The sequence below is a fragment of the Brevundimonas vesicularis genome (assembly GCF_027886425.1).
Taxonomy (GTDB): Bacteria; Pseudomonadota; Alphaproteobacteria; order Caulobacterales; family Caulobacteraceae; genus Brevundimonas; species Brevundimonas vesicularis_C.
This window is the reverse complement of sequence record NZ_CP115671.1, coordinates 1318286-1332130: the sequence shown is the minus strand read 5'-3', so window position 1 is coordinate 1332130 and position 13845 is coordinate 1318286. Positions and strand designations below refer to the sequence as shown.

Sequence of the window (13845 nt, the reverse complement as noted above, 5' to 3'; positions counted from 1 at the left end):
GGCCAGACGTGACCCGCGCCCAGGCCGACAATTGGTCGATCTCGCAATCGCTGGCCTTCCTGGCGGCGGTGTTTGCGCTCGTGCTCGGAACCCTGTTGCCGTTCGCGGCTCTCGCGGCGGTCCAGCCGGGTCATCCGCTGGTCATCTGTTCGGCGGAAGGCCCCCAGACGATCCAGTCCGGCGGCATGGACGGCCCGGTCAACAAGCACGTCGGGGCCAAATGCGCCGCCTGCGTCATGCCGTTGGCCGCCGCCCTGCCCTGCCCGCCTGCGCCCGAGCCGGCGCCGGTGGTCCGCACCGTCGAGCGCGTCGTCTATGTCTCTGCAAGCGTCAGCCCGCCGCCGCCCGCGCGCGCGCTGCCGCGTCCGCCGTCCACCGCCCCACCCCAAGCCTGAACCAGACCCAAGCCCGCGCCGTCCTCAACGCCTGCGCGCCGTCTCGTTCTGATTTCAGGTTCATTCCATGTCCTTCAAGACTACCGCAGCGCCCTGCGCGCTGCTGCTCGCCGCCCTCTCCAACGCCGGTTGGACGAGCCCCGTCCTGGCCCAGCAGACGCCCGAACCGGCTTTGCTGGACAGCGTCATCGTCACCGGCCGCCGCAACGCCGAGGATCCGCCCATCGTCGCAGACGCGCGACAGCGGCTGTCAAGCACGCCGGGCGCCGTTGCTGTCATTTCAGCCGAATCCTATGCCGACCGGTATGCAACCAACCTCGCCGACGTGCTGCGCGATGTGCCCGGCGTCTATGCCCAGAAGAAGTGGGGCGGCGACATTCGCCTGTCGATTCGCGGATCGGGCATAGGCAATGCGGTTCACAATCGCGGCGTTCTGCTGGCTCAGGACGGCGTGCCGTTCAACGAGGCCGACGGGTTCGGTGACTTCCAGCTGATCGACCCGCTGATCGCCCGCTACACCGAAGTCTACAAGGGCGGGAATGCGCTGCGGTTCGGCGGATCCCTGCTAGGCGGGGCGGTCAATCTGGTTACGCCGACGGGGCGCACGGCCTCGTCCAACCTGAACCTGCGCCTGGACGGCGGCTCTTACGGAACCGTGCGCGCCCATGCCGAGGTCGCGGGCGTTCGTGGCGACTGGGACGGTTTCGCCGCCGTAACGGGCCAGAGCGTCGATGGTTGGCGCCAACAGAGCGAGGGCAAGGCGCTGAACCTGTCGGGCAACATCGGGCGCAGCTTTGGGCAGGATCGCGACGTTCGCCTGTTGGCCTCGTGGGGCGACATCCATCAGGAGATTCCGGGCAGCGTCAGTCTGTCCGACGCCCTGACAAATCCCGAGGCGGCCAATCTCGCCAATATCGCCCTCAACTATCAGCGCAATATGCGCTCGCTTCGCACCACTTTGCAGACCCGCTGGAGACTGGACGACGCGACGGTGTTCGAGGGCGCCCTCTATGGGACTTGGAAAGACCTGGACCATCCTATCTTCCAGGTCATCGACCAACAGAGCCGCAACTACGGCGCCTTCGGCCGGTTCGATTGGCAGGGCCGGATCGGCGGGCTGCGCGCCGACGCCTTCTATGGCGCCTGGTATCGACAGGGTGATCTGGACGCCAAACAGTGGGTCAATGTCGGCGGACAGCAGAACGGTTTACGCGCCCGCAACTTCCAGAACGGCAAGGGGCTGGATGTCTTCGGCGAGGGGCGGCTGTTCGTGACCGATCGCCTGGCGCTGGTGGCCGGTGGAACCTGGGGGCGCGCCGAGCGCGAGTATCAGAGCTATGTCGTTCCCGGCGTCGTCGGCACGATCGACCTGACCACCGACAAGACCTTCGACTGGTTCGCGCCTCGCGCCGGCCTTTTGTGGGAGAGCGAGGACGGCGCACAGGTCTTCGCCAACGTCACCCGCTCGATCGAGCCGCCCAACTTCTCGGCCCTGTCGCCGACCGCCGGCGGCTATCAGCCCCTCGTGCCGCAAGAGGCCGTGACCTGGGAAGTCGGCACGCGGGGTCGGCGGGGACCGCTGACCTGGGACGTGACCGCCTATCGCGCCGATCTGAAGCACGAACTGCTGAACTTCGCTGTAAACGCCGCCTTGGGCATACCGGCCGCGACCTTCAACGCGGGACCGACCATCCACCAAGGGATCGAGGCAGGGCTGGATTGGCGGATCGCGCCGGAATGGCGGCTACGCCAGACCTACGCCTTCTCCGACTTCTATTTCGACGGAGACAAGGTCTATGGAGACGGCCATCTGCCGGTCGTGCCGCCGCACCTGTACCGCGCGGAGCTTCGCTACGACGATCCGGCCGGCTGGTTCATCGCGCCCAGCGTGGAATGGTCGATCAAGGATGCCTGGGTCGATTACGCCAACACCCTGAAGTCGCCCTCTTACACCGTCGCGAACCTGAACATGGGCTGGACCGTCAATCGCCGACTGACCGTGTTTGCCGATGTCCGCAACCTGTTCGACGAAGCCTATGTGTCGAACTTCGGCGCGGTCACGGACGCCCGCGTGGCCACCGTGTCCAAGGCCGTGTTCTTCCCCGGCGACGGCCGTTCGGCCTATGTCGGCGTCAGGATGAGCTACTGATGGCGAGCAATCTCGACAAGACGACGCCGGACGACCTGTCCGGCGCCTATCGGGCGGTCTGGCGCTGGCACTTCTATTCCGGCGTCTTCGTCATGCCGGTGCTGATGCTGCTGGCCCTCACGGGGGGTCTCTATCTGTTCAAGGACGAGATCGACGGTTTTCTGTACCGCGACATGATCCGCGTGCCGGCCGTTCAAACTCGGGCGGCGCGGGATGCGTGGGTGGCTTCGGCCGCCCAGGCCGCAGGCGGCGGGCGGGTCGCCAATCTGGTCATGCCTGGACGCGACGATCAGGCGATCCGGCTGCGGGTCGATCTGCCCGATGGAGTGCAGAAGACGGTCTTCGTCGATCCGCACACCGGAAGGGCCACCGGCGTCATTCCGGCCGGCGGGTTCATGGAGCTGGTCAAGAAGACGCACAGCCTGACCCTGCTGGGGCGGCCGTTCAACATCCTGGTCGAGATCGTCGCCGGCTGGACGATCATCCTGTTCGCCACGGGGCTTTATCTGTGGTGGCCGCGCGGGCGGGGCGTGGCGACCTTCGCGCCGCAGACGACCGACAGTCGCCGCCGTCCGTTCTGGCGCGACCTGCATGCGCTGACGGGTTTCTATGTCGGCGGGGTGGTGCTGTTTCTGGCCGTGACCGGCATGCCGTGGTCGGCGGTCTGGGGCGACAAGGTCATGGGGGTGGTCAAGGAGACGGGGCTGGGGCGGCCGCCCGCCCCCGTCGCCGGCGCCTGGCAAAGGGCGCAGCACCACGATGCGCCGGTCGGGGCCGGCTGGACCATGGAGGGCATGGTGATGACCCACGACCACGCCGGCCATGGCGGCCTGGCGCAGGTTCTGCGGGTCGCGGATCAGGTCAGCCTGGCGCTGCCCTATGCGGTGAACATCCCCAAGGCTGACGACACCGCCTATACGCTGACGACCCAGGCGACACGGGTTCAGGACAGCCGATCGCTCTATGTCGATGCGGCCTCCGGGCGGCTGCTGGGCGACATCGGCTATGACCAGTTCGGCGCCGGCGCCAAGGCCATCGAGTTCGGCATCTATACGCACCAGGGCACGCAGTTCGGACAGGTGAACCGCATCGTCATGCTGATGGGCTGCATCGGCGTGTGGCTACTGGCGATCAGCGGCCTGGTCATGTGGTGGACGCGCCGCCCGCCCAATCTGTCGCGCCGACGCCTGGGCGCGCCGCCCGCCCCGCCGGGACCGCGTGCGCGCGCCGCTGTCCTCGGCATCGTCCTGCCCCTCGCCATCCTCTATCCCCTGACGGGACTGAGCCTGATCGCGGCCGTATTGCTCGACCGAGCTCTGCGTCCGATGATCCGGCGTCGTTCCGCCGCCTCGTGAAAGACCTGACTCCATGAAGATCAAACTCGCCCTTGCCGCCGCCGCCCTGTCGCTGGCGGCCTGCAATCCGTCCGAGCCGGCCAAGGCGCCCGCCGCTGAGACGCCGACCGCGACCGCCGCCGTGACCGCGATCGACGCCTGGTGCCGCCCGTCGCCGAACGGGGCCAAGGCCGGCGGCTGCTATGTCACACTGACCGCTGCGACCGACGACCGACTGACGGGCGGATCGACGCCACGCGCCGCATCGCTTCAGGTCCACGAGATGAAGACCGAGAACGGCATGATGAAGATGGCCGAGTTGACGGCGGGCCTGCCCCTGCCCGCCGGTCAGGCCGTGGCCCTGGCGCCGGGCGGCAACCACCTGATGCTCATCGGCCTGACCGCGCCTCTGATCGCCGGCGAGACCGTGCCGCTGACCTTCCAGTTCGCCTCGGCGCCGCCGATCACGGTTCAGGCGCAGGTTCGCCAACCGGCCATGGACGGCATGGATCACGGCGCCCACTGACCTCAGTTGAAGCGCGAGCCTGACAAACGGCTCTGAACCCGCTAAAGGCTCGCGCCTCACGAGGAATACCATGGCTCTTAAAGTCGCGATCGTCGGCCTGCCCAACGTCGGCAAGTCCACCCTGTTCAACGCCCTGACCAAGACGGCGGCGGCCCAGGCGGCCAACTATCCGTTCTGCACCATCGAGCCGAACACCGGCGATGTGGCCGTGCCCGAGGCGCGTCTGAACGCCCTGGCCGAGATCGCTGGATCGAAAGAGATCATCCCGGCCCGCATCACCTTCGTCGACGTCGCCGGTCTGGTGCGTGGCGCGTCCAAGGGCGAAGGCCTGGGCAACCAGTTCCTGGCCAACATCCGCGACTGCGACGCCGTGGCCTTCGTCGCCCGCTGCTTCGTGGATGACGACATCACCCACGTCGAGGACCGCATCGATCCGATCGCCGACCTGGAGATCATCGAGACCGAACTGATGCTGGCCGACATGGAAAGCCTGGAGCGCCGCCGCCCGCAGCTGGAGAAGCGCGCCAAGGGCGGCGACAAGGAATCCGTCCTGACGCTGAAGCTGGTCGATCTGGCCCTGGCCCAGCTGAACGCCGGCAAGCCCGCTCGCACCGCCGAGGTGTCCAAGGAGGACATCAAGGCCTGGCACATGCTGCAACTGCTGACGGCGCTTCCCGCCCTCTATGTCTCGAACGTCGAGGAAGGCTCGGCCGACAAGGGCAACGACCTGTCCGACAAGGTCGCGGCCCGCGCCGCCCAGGACAACGCCAACTCGGTCGTCATCTCGGCCCAGATCGAGTCCGAGATCGCCGTGCTGGACGACGAGGAGCAGAAGGAGTTCCTGGAGACCCTGGGTCTGGAAGAACCCGGCCTGAACCGTCTGATCCGCGAGGCCTACAAGCTGCTGGGCCTGCAGACCTATTTCACGGTCGGGCCCAAGGAAGCCCGCGCCTGGACCATCAATGTCGGCGACACCGCGCCCCAGGCGGCCGGCGTGATCCACACCGACTTCGAAAAGGGCTTCATTCGCGCCGAGACCATCGCTTTCGACGACTTTGTCGCTCTGCGTGGGGAAGCCAAGGCGCGCGAGGCCGGCAAGCTGCGCGCTGAAGGCAAGTCTTATGTCGTCAAGGACGGCGACGTGATGAACTTCCTGTTCAACTAGGCGGCGCGGCAGGCGGGGTTTCGGCCCCGTCCTTCTTCATCATCTTTTCCAGCGGATTGGCGGGATCGGGCGCGCGCGGCGAACCGGGGCAGCGCGCCAGTTTCACCGTCTTCATGTCCTGATCGACATAGGTCAGGTTCATCACGTCGCCGCTCGTGCTCATATGCACCCGCTCGGTCCGAGCCCGCCCCGCGCATCGCAGAACCGCGACATAGCCGGAACCCGTCTCGTCAATGCTGGCGATGTCGCAGTTGCGGCCGTAGGCGTCGAAGCGCAGGGGCGTCAGGGTGATCGGGCTGCGTTCGCCCTGAGGCCGGGCGCACCATTGCGGGTTCGCCGCCCAAACGCCCACGAAGCTGCGCGGCCCCCGCCCGGCCAGAGACGACGGTCCAGGCGGTTCGACCGGCTGCATGGCTTCGGGCGTGCGCAGGGGCACCGCCGGTTCGTTTGGCGGATTGACCTCGTGATCGTCGCAGGCGGCCAGAAGGGCGATCGCGCCCGCCATCGGGATCAAGGCTGTTTTCATCCCGCCACAACGCCACGGCCAAGGTTCGGGTTCAATCCGATGACCAGCGCCAGCGCCTGCGATCGGATTCAGCTCAGGACCACGCGGCCGTCGATCATCCGGAAGGCCACGCCGGTGCGCTGGAACAGGCGCGCGATGACGGCGGACGGATCGGGCGCGCCCTGGTCCAGCAGCCGCTCGACATCGCCGCGCAGCGACGGGTCGCGCGATGTCCGGGTGAGGGCCGTCAGCCATTCCTCGCGGCTGAGTACGCTGTCCGGCTGGTGCAGCAGAGGTCTGAGGAAGTCGAACCAGTCGCCGCCGGTCCGCTGGCGTTGCGCGCCCTCCGCCGCCAGGGCGAAGACGGCCCCGCAGGCGTAGTAGGCGCGGTGTTCGCCCCGGGCGCCGGCCTGGGCGACCGGCTGGCGGGCCAGGTTGACGCAGTCGTCCAACTCGGACTGAAGTTCGGCCCGGTCGTCATAGTTTGCGTCCAAGGCCTTCAGCGCGCGGACGGCCATCAGGTCGGCCCCGCCCTCGGTGATCCAGGCCTCGTCGGCGAAGGCGTAGCGCACCGTCTGCCCCAGCCAGAAATGCGCCCCCTCATGGCCGATGAACCAGCGCGAACGCTCCACGATTTCCGGCTGGGGCGATGTCACGCCCCGCCCCTCGAACGACATGACGATTAGGCCCGGAAGGACGCTGCCCCCCATGCTCGTCATGCTTTCGGTCGGCCCGTTCCAGGCCACCATGACGATGGGCGTATCGCCGCCGGAGCCCGGCGCACCCAGGCGATCGCGGTAGTAGTGACCGACACGCGGCGCAAAGCCGCGGACCTCCTCGCCGATCCAAGGCGGCAGATTGGGGTCCATGACGGTCGACAGGCCATCCCCCGGGGTGACCGTCGCCTCGCCCAGCAGGACATAGCTGCGCTCGTCCGTCGTGGTCAGTTCGTCGCGGCGGCGCCCGTTGAACAGGACGGGTCCGTTCTCATCGCGCCACGTCACGCGCGAGGGACCGCCATCCAGCCGGATCCGGTTCAGGTCGTCCGGCACCTGTTCGGCCGCCTGTGCCGACGGCAGGGCGAAGACGTCCAGTTGCCGGGTCGGCAGCGCCACCGCGCCATTGGAGAACAGCAGGGTCGGATACTCGGCCTCAATATCCACCGCCTGCGGTCGAACGCGGAAGCGGACTTCGCGCGGCACGGGACCGCCGTCGGTGCTGCGGATGATGTCGTAATGGCCGCGTCGATCCATGACGACGCCGGCCGTCTCGACCGTCCATTGGCGCGGCCGCCAGGGCTGGCGCGAATCCTGTTCCAGCGCCGAATCCTGGAAGGCCCAGACCGGCACGTCGCGCCCGAAGCGATAGTCGATGTTGAGGTGATCGCCGTCGCGGGTCACCGTCACCTGGGGTCCGCCTTCCTCCTGAAGGGTCGCCGGCGCCGACATGGGCCCTGCGGCGCAGGCGCCGCTCATAAGGGCGAGGGCCAAAACGGCGGACGAGGCGAAGGCGTGGACGCGCAAGGGCGATCTCCTGAAGGGCGCTCGGCGCGAAGCCTAGCGGTCGTCAACGCGCCGCGTCAGCTTACGGTTTCGTCAGGCTGAGGCCCGTTCCAAGGCGCGCCCCGCCGCCGCCAGTTCGCCGGCCATCACGGCCTTTAGCCGCTCCGGCGCCAGGATCTGCACCTGCTCGCCCCAGGTGAACAGATGCCAGGCCAGCTCGCGCATGCCCGAGGCGCGGAACCGCACGATCACGCCGCCGTCCGACTGGTCCTCAAACGACTGGGTCGGGTGCCAGCGCCAGCCCCTGGCCTCGGCCGCGCCGTCGGGCGCGATGCGCAGCACGACGTCCTCTATCTCGTCCTGATAGATGCCGAAGGACTGGCTGGCGAAGACGCCGAGGTCGAAATCGGCGGGCGGGACGGCCATCCCCTCCTGCGGGGCGACGTGGCTCATCCGGTCCAGACGGAAGGTCTGGATGCGGCCCGTCTCGCGGTCGGCGGCGACCAGATAGTTGGCCCGGCCGAACATGACGCCGCAGGGCGCCACGCTGCGCCGACGCGGCTCGGCGCCCGGACGGGAATAGGTGAAGCCCAAGGGCTGCTGCGCCAGCACCGCCGCGCGGATAGCGGTCAGCATGGCCTCGTCGGCGGAGGGGCGCGGCCCGGCCTGGACCGCAATGGTCTCGGCCCGGACCAGGGCCTCCAGATCCGGCGCCATCCGATTCAGCGTGGTCGAACGCATCGCCGCCTTCAGCTTGCGCTCCAGCCCCTCCAGCGCCGTGGCGCGCGCCGGTTCGCCGGCGGCGCGCAGAGCGGTCGCGGCCTTGGACAATTCCAGCATTTCGGTCGCCGTCGGGGCCTGTTCGAAGGCCGACAGACCGCCCCGGATGCGCCAGCGTTTGGACGGCGGGTCCGAGACCTCGTCCACCTGGGGAAACAGCATCAGAACCGCGTCGCGCATCCGTTCGGCGGTGCGGCGGCCGACGCGCATGTCGCGCGCGATCTCGTCCAGGCTCAGCCCTTCGGCGCTGGCGGCCATGCGGCGCGCCAGATCGATCACCATCGCCGCCTTGTCGTGTCTCAATGCTTTCGCCGATCCCTACGTCCGTTTCTGACGCAACACTGCTTCATAACGACATCATCGACAAGAGGCCCCCGCTTCAGGAGATTATCAGATGGCGCGTTTCGAACCCACCCAGACCGTCAACGCCAGCCGCTACATCATCGTCCCATGCGCGGCCGACGGGTCGTCCGACCTCGCCGTGATCTGGGACCGTCTGGAGGAACAGGTGGTCGACGTCATCTCGGCGGCCGCCAGCAGCCGCTATTCGGACGAGGACATGCTGTGGGACGAAGGCCGCGCCGGCGACATGGCCCCCGAATGGCGGATGGCCGCCTGACCTCAGGCCGCCTTGGGCTTGGTCCAGCGGTCGATCATGCGCTGGGCCGGTTGCTCGACCAGTCGGTGAGCCGCCACGGCGACCGCGACAATGAAGCCGAACATGGCGACGGCGAACAGGTCGTTCAGCCAGACAGAGCCGAAGTCGATGCGACGAACGGGGACCCGGTCCAGCTTCCTGGCCACGATCATCATCACGGTCAGGATGAACATATGGACCATGTAGATGGCGAACGACCAGCGCCCCAGGGTGACCAGAGCCGGGTGGTCCAGCACGCGTGACAGCGCCCCCTCCTCGCCGGCGAAGACCCAGATCAGCGCCACGAAGATCAAGGTGACCGCGACGGTGATCGGGCCCTGCGCATAGCCGATGAAGACGCAGGCCGAGACGATGGCCGCGACCTCCAACAGCGTCGCGGCGCCGCCCTTGAGCCGCGGAATGTGCGTCCACAGCCCCTGCATCAGGCAGCCCAGGAAGAAGCCATAGACCGCGCGCGGCACGGCGAAGTCATAGGTCGTGTTCATCCAGCGCCGGGCGTAGCTGAGCACCAGCACGCCGCCGATGATCGCCAGCACCAGGCCGATCCAGCGGAACCGCTTGGGCGCAATCAGCACCAGCCCTGCGAAGATCAGATAGCAGGCCCATTCGGCGCTGAGCGTCCACGACGGCCCGTTCCAGGTCAGATAGGGATGCACATGCCAGGCCTGGATCAGCGCCAGATTAGTGAAGATCGCCTCGATCGACCGATCCCGCGTGAACGGCGGCGCGCTATCGAAATGAAAGACCAGCCGCGCCATCTCCAGCCCGATGAAGGCCGCCAGCATCAGCAGATGCAGCGGCCAAATCCGCCCGAAGCGCCGCACCATGAATCGCCCGGCGTCGCGTCCCGACTTCAGTCGTTTCGCATAGGCATGAGCGATGACGAAGCCCGACAGAACGAAGAAATAGTCGACGAACAGATAGGAATGCTGAATGAAATCCCAGTCGCGCCAGTGACTTGCGACCGGCATGTGGAACATCACGACAAGGATGGCGCACACACCGCGCAGGGAATCCAAGGCCTCGAAACGGCGATGGGCGGCAGGAAGGGGTCCGGACACTGTGTTCACGGACGCGTGATAGCGCCGGTCAAGGTTGCGCGATAGGGGTCTGAAGAGACTTCAGTCCGAGCTGGTTTTGACCGCGCGAACAGCGCGACCGCAAAGGTCCCGCAGAACCGCCTGATCGACATCTTCCAGACGCGAAACATAGAGGCAGCCCACGCCGGTCTTCACCTTGCCTAGGCGGGCGATAAGCTCGGCACGTTCAGGGAAATCCCCAGCGACATAAAGCACCAGATTGGCTTTTCGCGGCGAGAAGCTGATCAGCGGCCAGCCGCCCTTGGGGCCGCCGTCGTTGCCGAACCCGATGATGGACGATCCCCAGAGCACGGCCGGTTCACCGGTAATCTCCGACATAAGCGCGGCGACGGCATGAGCGTCAGACCGTCGGCGTGGATCGTCGATCGCAGACAAGAAGTCATCGACAGAGGCGTCTGTGGGGCCGGTCTTGGGCGTGCTGGCCATGGCTCAAAGCCCCTTCACGATCCCTTCGACCATCTTCTTGGCGTCGGCGAACAGCATCATGGTGTTGTCGCGGAAGAAGAGTTCGTTCTCGACCCCGGCATAGCCCGAGCCCATGCCGCGCTTGATGAACAGGACGGTGCCGGCCTTTTCCACGTCCAGGATCGGCATGCCGTAGATGGCGCTGGTCGGGTCGGTCTTGGCCGCCGGGTTGGTCACGTCGTTGGCGCCGATGACGAAGGCGACGTCGGCGGTGGCGAACTCGGCGTTGATGTCCTCCAGTTCGAACACCTCGTCATAGGGAACGTTGGCCTCGGCCAGCAGGACGTTCATATGGCCCGGCATCCGACCGGCGACGGGGTGGATGGCGTATTTCACCTCGACCCCCTCCTCCTTTAGCTTGTCGGCCATTTCGCGCAGCGCATGCTGGGCCTGGGCCACCGCCATCCCGTAGCCGGGCACGATGATGACCTTGGACGCATTCTTCATGATGAAGGCGGCGTCCTCGGCCGAGCCCTGTTTGACCGGCCGCGTCTCCTTGGCGCCGGCGGGACCGGCCGCCGCATCCCCGCCGCCGAAGCCGCCCAGGATCACCGAGACGAAGCTGCGGTTCATGCCCTTGCACATGATGTAGCTGAGGATCGCGCCCGACGATCCGACCAGGGCGCCGGTGATGATCAGGGCGATGTTCTCCAGCGTGAAGCCCAGCGCCGCCGCCGCCCAGCCGGAATAGGAGTTCAGCATCGACACCACGACCGGCATGTCGGCGCCGCCGATGGGAATGATCAGGGTTGCGCCCAGAATCAGGGCGATCACGAAGACGCCCCAGAAGGCCCAGGTCGCCGCGCCGTTCGTGCCGATCAGGATGCCGATCAGGAAGACCAGACCCAGCGCCAGGCCGACATTGATCAGATGCCGCGCCGGCAGGATGATCGGCGCGCCGCTCATGTTTCCGTTCAGCTTGGCGAAGGCGATGACTGAGCCGGTGAAGGTGATGGCCCCTATGGCGACGCCGAGGCTGAGTTCGATGATCGACAGCGTCTTGATGCCGTTTCCGTCGTCGGACAGGATTCCAAAGGCCTCGGGCGCATAGATCGCGCCGATGGCGACGAGGCAGGCGGCCATGCCGACCAGACTGTGGAAGGCCGCGACCAGCTGCGGCATGTCGGTCATGGCCACGCGCTTGGCGATCAGGGCGCCTGCCCCGCCGCCGACGATGACGCCGCCCGCGATCAGGGCCAGGGTCACGGTATCCAGCGCCCCCGTCGTGCCCAGGGTCAGCAGGGTCACGCCGATGGCCAGCGCCATGCCGACCATGCCGAAGGTGTTGCCTTGGCGGCTGGTCTCCGGGCTGGACAGCCCCCGCAGCGAAAGGATGAACAGGACGCCTGAAACCAGATAGGCCAGTGCGGCCAAAGATGCGTTCATCACGCCCCTCCCCTCAAGACGTGCGGGCCAGCCGCCACAGGGCGGCGGCGATGAACAGCGGGCCGATGAAGAACAGGGCCCATTCGAAGACGCCCAACGGCCGATCCTGCGTCACCACGCGAACCAGAATGGCCGAAAAGACCAGGGCGATGCCGCAGTCATGCAGCCGCTGACGCTTGATTGGAGTCTTGGCCCCGAACCAGCCGTACAGCCACAGGCCGAAGCCGATGCCGGTCGCGACCCAGGATCCGGTGATGGCGATCTGCGCAGCGTCCGTCACGAAGACGCCTCGGAAGCGGCCTTGGCAGCGGGCCTTTCCTTCTTCTTGTACATGGCCAGCATCCGCCGCGTGACCATGAAGCCGCCGAAGATGTTGACGCTGGCCAGGGTGACGGCGAGCACGCCGGCGCCCTTGGCGATCCAGGCGCTGGGGCCGGTCGCGTCACCGGACACGGCCGCCGCGGCGATCAGGCCGCCGACGATGATGACGCTGGAAATGGCGTTGGTCACGGCCATCAGCGGCGTATGCAGGGCCGGCGTCACGCTCCAGACGACGTAATAGCCGACGAAGATGGCCAGCACGAAGATGGCCAGGCGGAAGACGGTGGGATCGACATGTTCCATCAGTGTGTTCCCTTCAGACCTTCATGCACCACGGCGCCGGCATTGGTGACTACCGCCGCCTTCAGGATTTCGTCTTTGAGATCGACCGCCAGACCGCCGTCCTTGATCAACAGGCCGACGAAGGCGGTGAGGTTGCGAGCGTAGAGGGCGCTGGCGTCTGCGGCGATGCGGCCGGGCAGGTTCGACCAGCCGACGATGGTGACGCCGTTCGCGGTGGTCACGACCTCGTTCAGCTTGGAGCCCTCGACATTGCCGCCTGCCTCGACCGCCAGATCGATGATGACCGAGCCGGGCTTCATCGAGGCGACATGGGCGGCGGTCAGCAGCACAGGCGCGGCGCGGCCGGGGATCAGAGCCGTGGTGATAACGATGTCCTGCTTGAGCACATGGGTCGCGGTCAGTTCGGCCTGTTTGGCCTGATATTCGGCCGACATGGGTTTGGCGTAGCCGCCGGCCGTCTGGGCGTTCTTGAATTCCTCGTCCTCGACGGCCAGGAATTTGGCGCCCAGGCTTTCGACCTGTTCCTTAGTCGCGGGGCGGACGTCGGTGGCGGTGACGACCGCGCCCAGACGACGAGCGGTGGCGATGGCTTGCAAGCCCGCGACGCCCACCCCCATGATGAAGACCTTTGCGGCGGCGACCGTGCCGGCCGCCGTCATCATCATTGGGAAGCCCTTGCCATAGGCGTAAGCCGCCTCGATCACCGCGCGGTATCCCGCCAGATTCGCCTGGGACGACAAGACGTCCATGACCTGGGCGCGGGTTATGCGGGGCACGAACTCCATGGCGAAGGCGGTGGCGTTGGCCCCGGCCAGGGCGTCGACGGTCGCCTTGTCACGATAGGCGTCCAGCATGGCGATAACGATGGCGCCGGGCTTCAGCGCGCTAGTTTCCTGGGCCGTGGGGCCGCGCACCTTCAGCACGATGTCGGCGCCGTCCAGCACGGCGCGGGTGTCCGGCTTCACCACCGCGCCGGCGGAGGCGTAGTCGGCGTCAGGAATAGAGGAGCCAAGGCCGGTCCCGGCCTCGACCGTGACGGTCGCGCCCAGGGCGATCAGCTTCTTCACGGTCTCAGGCGTGACGGCGCAGCGCGTCTCGCCTTCGCGGCGTTCTCTCGTGACGGCGATAGCGACGGCCAAGCGAATCCCCTCGTTCTTTTCGTTGAACGAAGGTTAGGCCGTTCCGGCGCAAGCCGTCAAAGCACGGTTATGCCAAAGCTTGGCGAGGGCGCGTGATTTCAGACCGCCGCAAGGCGA

Annotated in this window: 15 protein-coding genes; 6 read left to right on the top strand and 9 right to left on the bottom strand. The window is 67.1% G+C overall.

Annotated features, from left to right (window positions below; translation table 11 throughout):
* The first annotated feature begins 8 nt into the window (after positions 1-8).
* The 5 genes from PFY01_RS06635 to ychF all read left to right on the top strand — a co-directional run bounded on the left by PFY01_RS06635 (position 9) and on the right by ychF (position 5569).
* Positions 9-395 (top strand): hypothetical protein, encoded by a 387-nt coding sequence (locus PFY01_RS06635; RefSeq protein ID WP_271042880.1) that lies wholly within the window; start codon positions 9-11, stop codon positions 393-395.
* A 67-nt stretch (positions 396-462) separates the two neighbouring features.
* Entirely contained in the window at positions 463-2544 is a 2082-nt protein-coding gene (locus PFY01_RS06630; RefSeq protein WP_271042879.1) for a TonB-dependent receptor family protein, read from the top strand.
* A complete protein-coding gene (locus PFY01_RS06625; RefSeq protein ID WP_271042878.1) occupies positions 2544-3899 on the top strand; it encodes a PepSY-associated TM helix domain-containing protein in 1356 nt (451 codons plus the stop codon). Before PFY01_RS06630 ends, PFY01_RS06625 begins: the two co-directional genes overlap by 1 nt.
* Positions 3900-3912: 13 nt before the next feature.
* Positions 3913-4404 carry a copper chaperone PCu(A)C gene (locus PFY01_RS06620; protein WP_271042877.1) on the top strand — a complete coding sequence of 164 codons (492 nt, stop codon included), beginning with the start codon at positions 3913-3915 and terminating at the stop codon, positions 4402-4404.
* A 70-nt stretch (positions 4405-4474) separates the two neighbouring features.
* Positions 4475-5569, top strand: a complete 1095-nt coding sequence (gene ychF, locus PFY01_RS06615) for a redox-regulated ATPase YchF (RefSeq protein WP_066623261.1) — start codon at positions 4475-4477, stop codon at positions 5567-5569.
* Here ychF and PFY01_RS06610 read toward each other — a convergent pair.
* The 3 genes from PFY01_RS06610 to PFY01_RS06600 form a co-directional block, all read right to left on the bottom strand.
* Positions 5562-6095, bottom strand: a complete 534-nt coding sequence (locus PFY01_RS06610; RefSeq protein WP_271042876.1) for a hypothetical protein — start codon at positions 6093-6095, stop codon at positions 5562-5564. The two genes, ychF and PFY01_RS06610, sit on opposite strands and share 8 nt — an antisense overlap.
* Positions 6096-6163: 68 nt before the next feature.
* The gene (locus PFY01_RS06605) at positions 6164-7597 is read right to left on the bottom strand and encodes a hypothetical protein (protein ID WP_271042875.1); all 1434 of its coding nucleotides are present in this window, start codon (positions 7595-7597) and stop codon (positions 6164-6166) included.
* Positions 7598-7669: 72 nt separating this feature from the next.
* Entirely contained in the window at positions 7670-8659 is a 990-nt protein-coding gene (locus tag PFY01_RS06600; RefSeq protein ID WP_199061270.1) for a helix-turn-helix transcriptional regulator, read from the bottom strand.
* A gap of 91 nt (positions 8660-8750) precedes the next feature.
* Here PFY01_RS06600 and PFY01_RS06595 point away from each other — a divergent pair, with 91 nt between their 5' ends.
* The gene (locus PFY01_RS06595) at positions 8751-8975 is read left to right on the top strand and encodes a hypothetical protein (RefSeq protein WP_271042874.1); all 225 of its coding nucleotides are present in this window, start codon (positions 8751-8753) and stop codon (positions 8973-8975) included.
* A gap of 2 nt (positions 8976-8977) precedes the next feature.
* Here PFY01_RS06595 and PFY01_RS06590 read toward each other — a convergent pair whose 3' ends face one another.
* From PFY01_RS06590 to PFY01_RS06565, 6 genes are read right to left on the bottom strand one after another with little or no spacing between them, the layout of a single operon-like run.
* On the bottom strand, positions 8978-10075 hold the full coding sequence (locus PFY01_RS06590; protein WP_271042873.1) for an acyltransferase family protein: 1098 nt from the start codon (positions 10073-10075) through the stop codon (positions 8978-8980).
* A 60-nt stretch (positions 10076-10135) separates the two neighbouring features.
* The gene (locus tag PFY01_RS06585) at positions 10136-10540 is read right to left on the bottom strand and encodes a DUF1801 domain-containing protein (RefSeq protein WP_271042872.1); all 405 of its coding nucleotides are present in this window, start codon (positions 10538-10540) and stop codon (positions 10136-10138) included.
* A 3-nt stretch (positions 10541-10543) separates the two neighbouring features.
* Positions 10544-11965, bottom strand: a complete 1422-nt coding sequence (locus PFY01_RS06580) for an NAD(P)(+) transhydrogenase (Re/Si-specific) subunit beta (RefSeq protein WP_271042871.1) — start codon at positions 11963-11965, stop codon at positions 10544-10546.
* 13 nt (positions 11966-11978) lie between these two features.
* Complete coding sequence (locus tag PFY01_RS06575) at positions 11979-12245, bottom strand: hypothetical protein (RefSeq protein ID WP_055755025.1); 267 nt, start codon at positions 12243-12245, stop codon at positions 11979-11981.
* Entirely contained in the window at positions 12242-12589 is a 348-nt protein-coding gene (locus PFY01_RS06570; RefSeq protein WP_271042870.1) for an NAD(P) transhydrogenase subunit alpha, read from the bottom strand. The genes PFY01_RS06575 and PFY01_RS06570 overlap by 4 nt, the downstream gene beginning before the upstream one ends.
* Positions 12589-13728 carry a Re/Si-specific NAD(P)(+) transhydrogenase subunit alpha gene (locus PFY01_RS06565; RefSeq protein ID WP_271042869.1) on the bottom strand — a complete coding sequence of 380 codons (1140 nt, stop codon included), beginning with the start codon at positions 13726-13728 and terminating at the stop codon, positions 12589-12591. The genes PFY01_RS06570 and PFY01_RS06565 overlap by 1 nt, the downstream gene beginning before the upstream one ends.
* Positions 13729-13845: the final 117 nt, after the last annotated feature.

Coding starts and splice junctions, on each gene's coding strand:
- PFY01_RS06585 (WP_271042872.1), bottom strand. CDS start 10,540: ATGGCCAGCACGCCCAAGACCGGCCCCACAGACGCCTCTGTCGATGAC.
- PFY01_RS06580 (WP_271042871.1), bottom strand. CDS start 11,965: ATGAACGCATCTTTGGCCGCACTGGCCTATCTGGTTTCAGGCGTCCTG.
- PFY01_RS06570 (WP_271042870.1), bottom strand. CDS start 12,589: ATGGAACATGTCGATCCCACCGTCTTCCGCCTGGCCATCTTCGTGCTG.
- PFY01_RS06625 (WP_271042878.1), top strand. CDS start 2,544: ATGGCGAGCAATCTCGACAAGACGACGCCGGACGACCTGTCCGGCGCC.
- PFY01_RS06630 (WP_271042879.1), top strand. CDS start 463: ATGTCCTTCAAGACTACCGCAGCGCCCTGCGCGCTGCTGCTCGCCGCC.
- PFY01_RS06620 (WP_271042877.1), top strand. CDS start 3,913: ATGAAGATCAAACTCGCCCTTGCCGCCGCCGCCCTGTCGCTGGCGGCC.
- PFY01_RS06610 (WP_271042876.1), bottom strand. CDS start 6,095: ATGAAAACAGCCTTGATCCCGATGGCGGGCGCGATCGCCCTTCTGGCC.
- ychF (WP_066623261.1), top strand. CDS start 4,475: ATGGCTCTTAAAGTCGCGATCGTCGGCCTGCCCAACGTCGGCAAGTCC.
- PFY01_RS06595 (WP_271042874.1), top strand. CDS start 8,751: ATGGCGCGTTTCGAACCCACCCAGACCGTCAACGCCAGCCGCTACATC.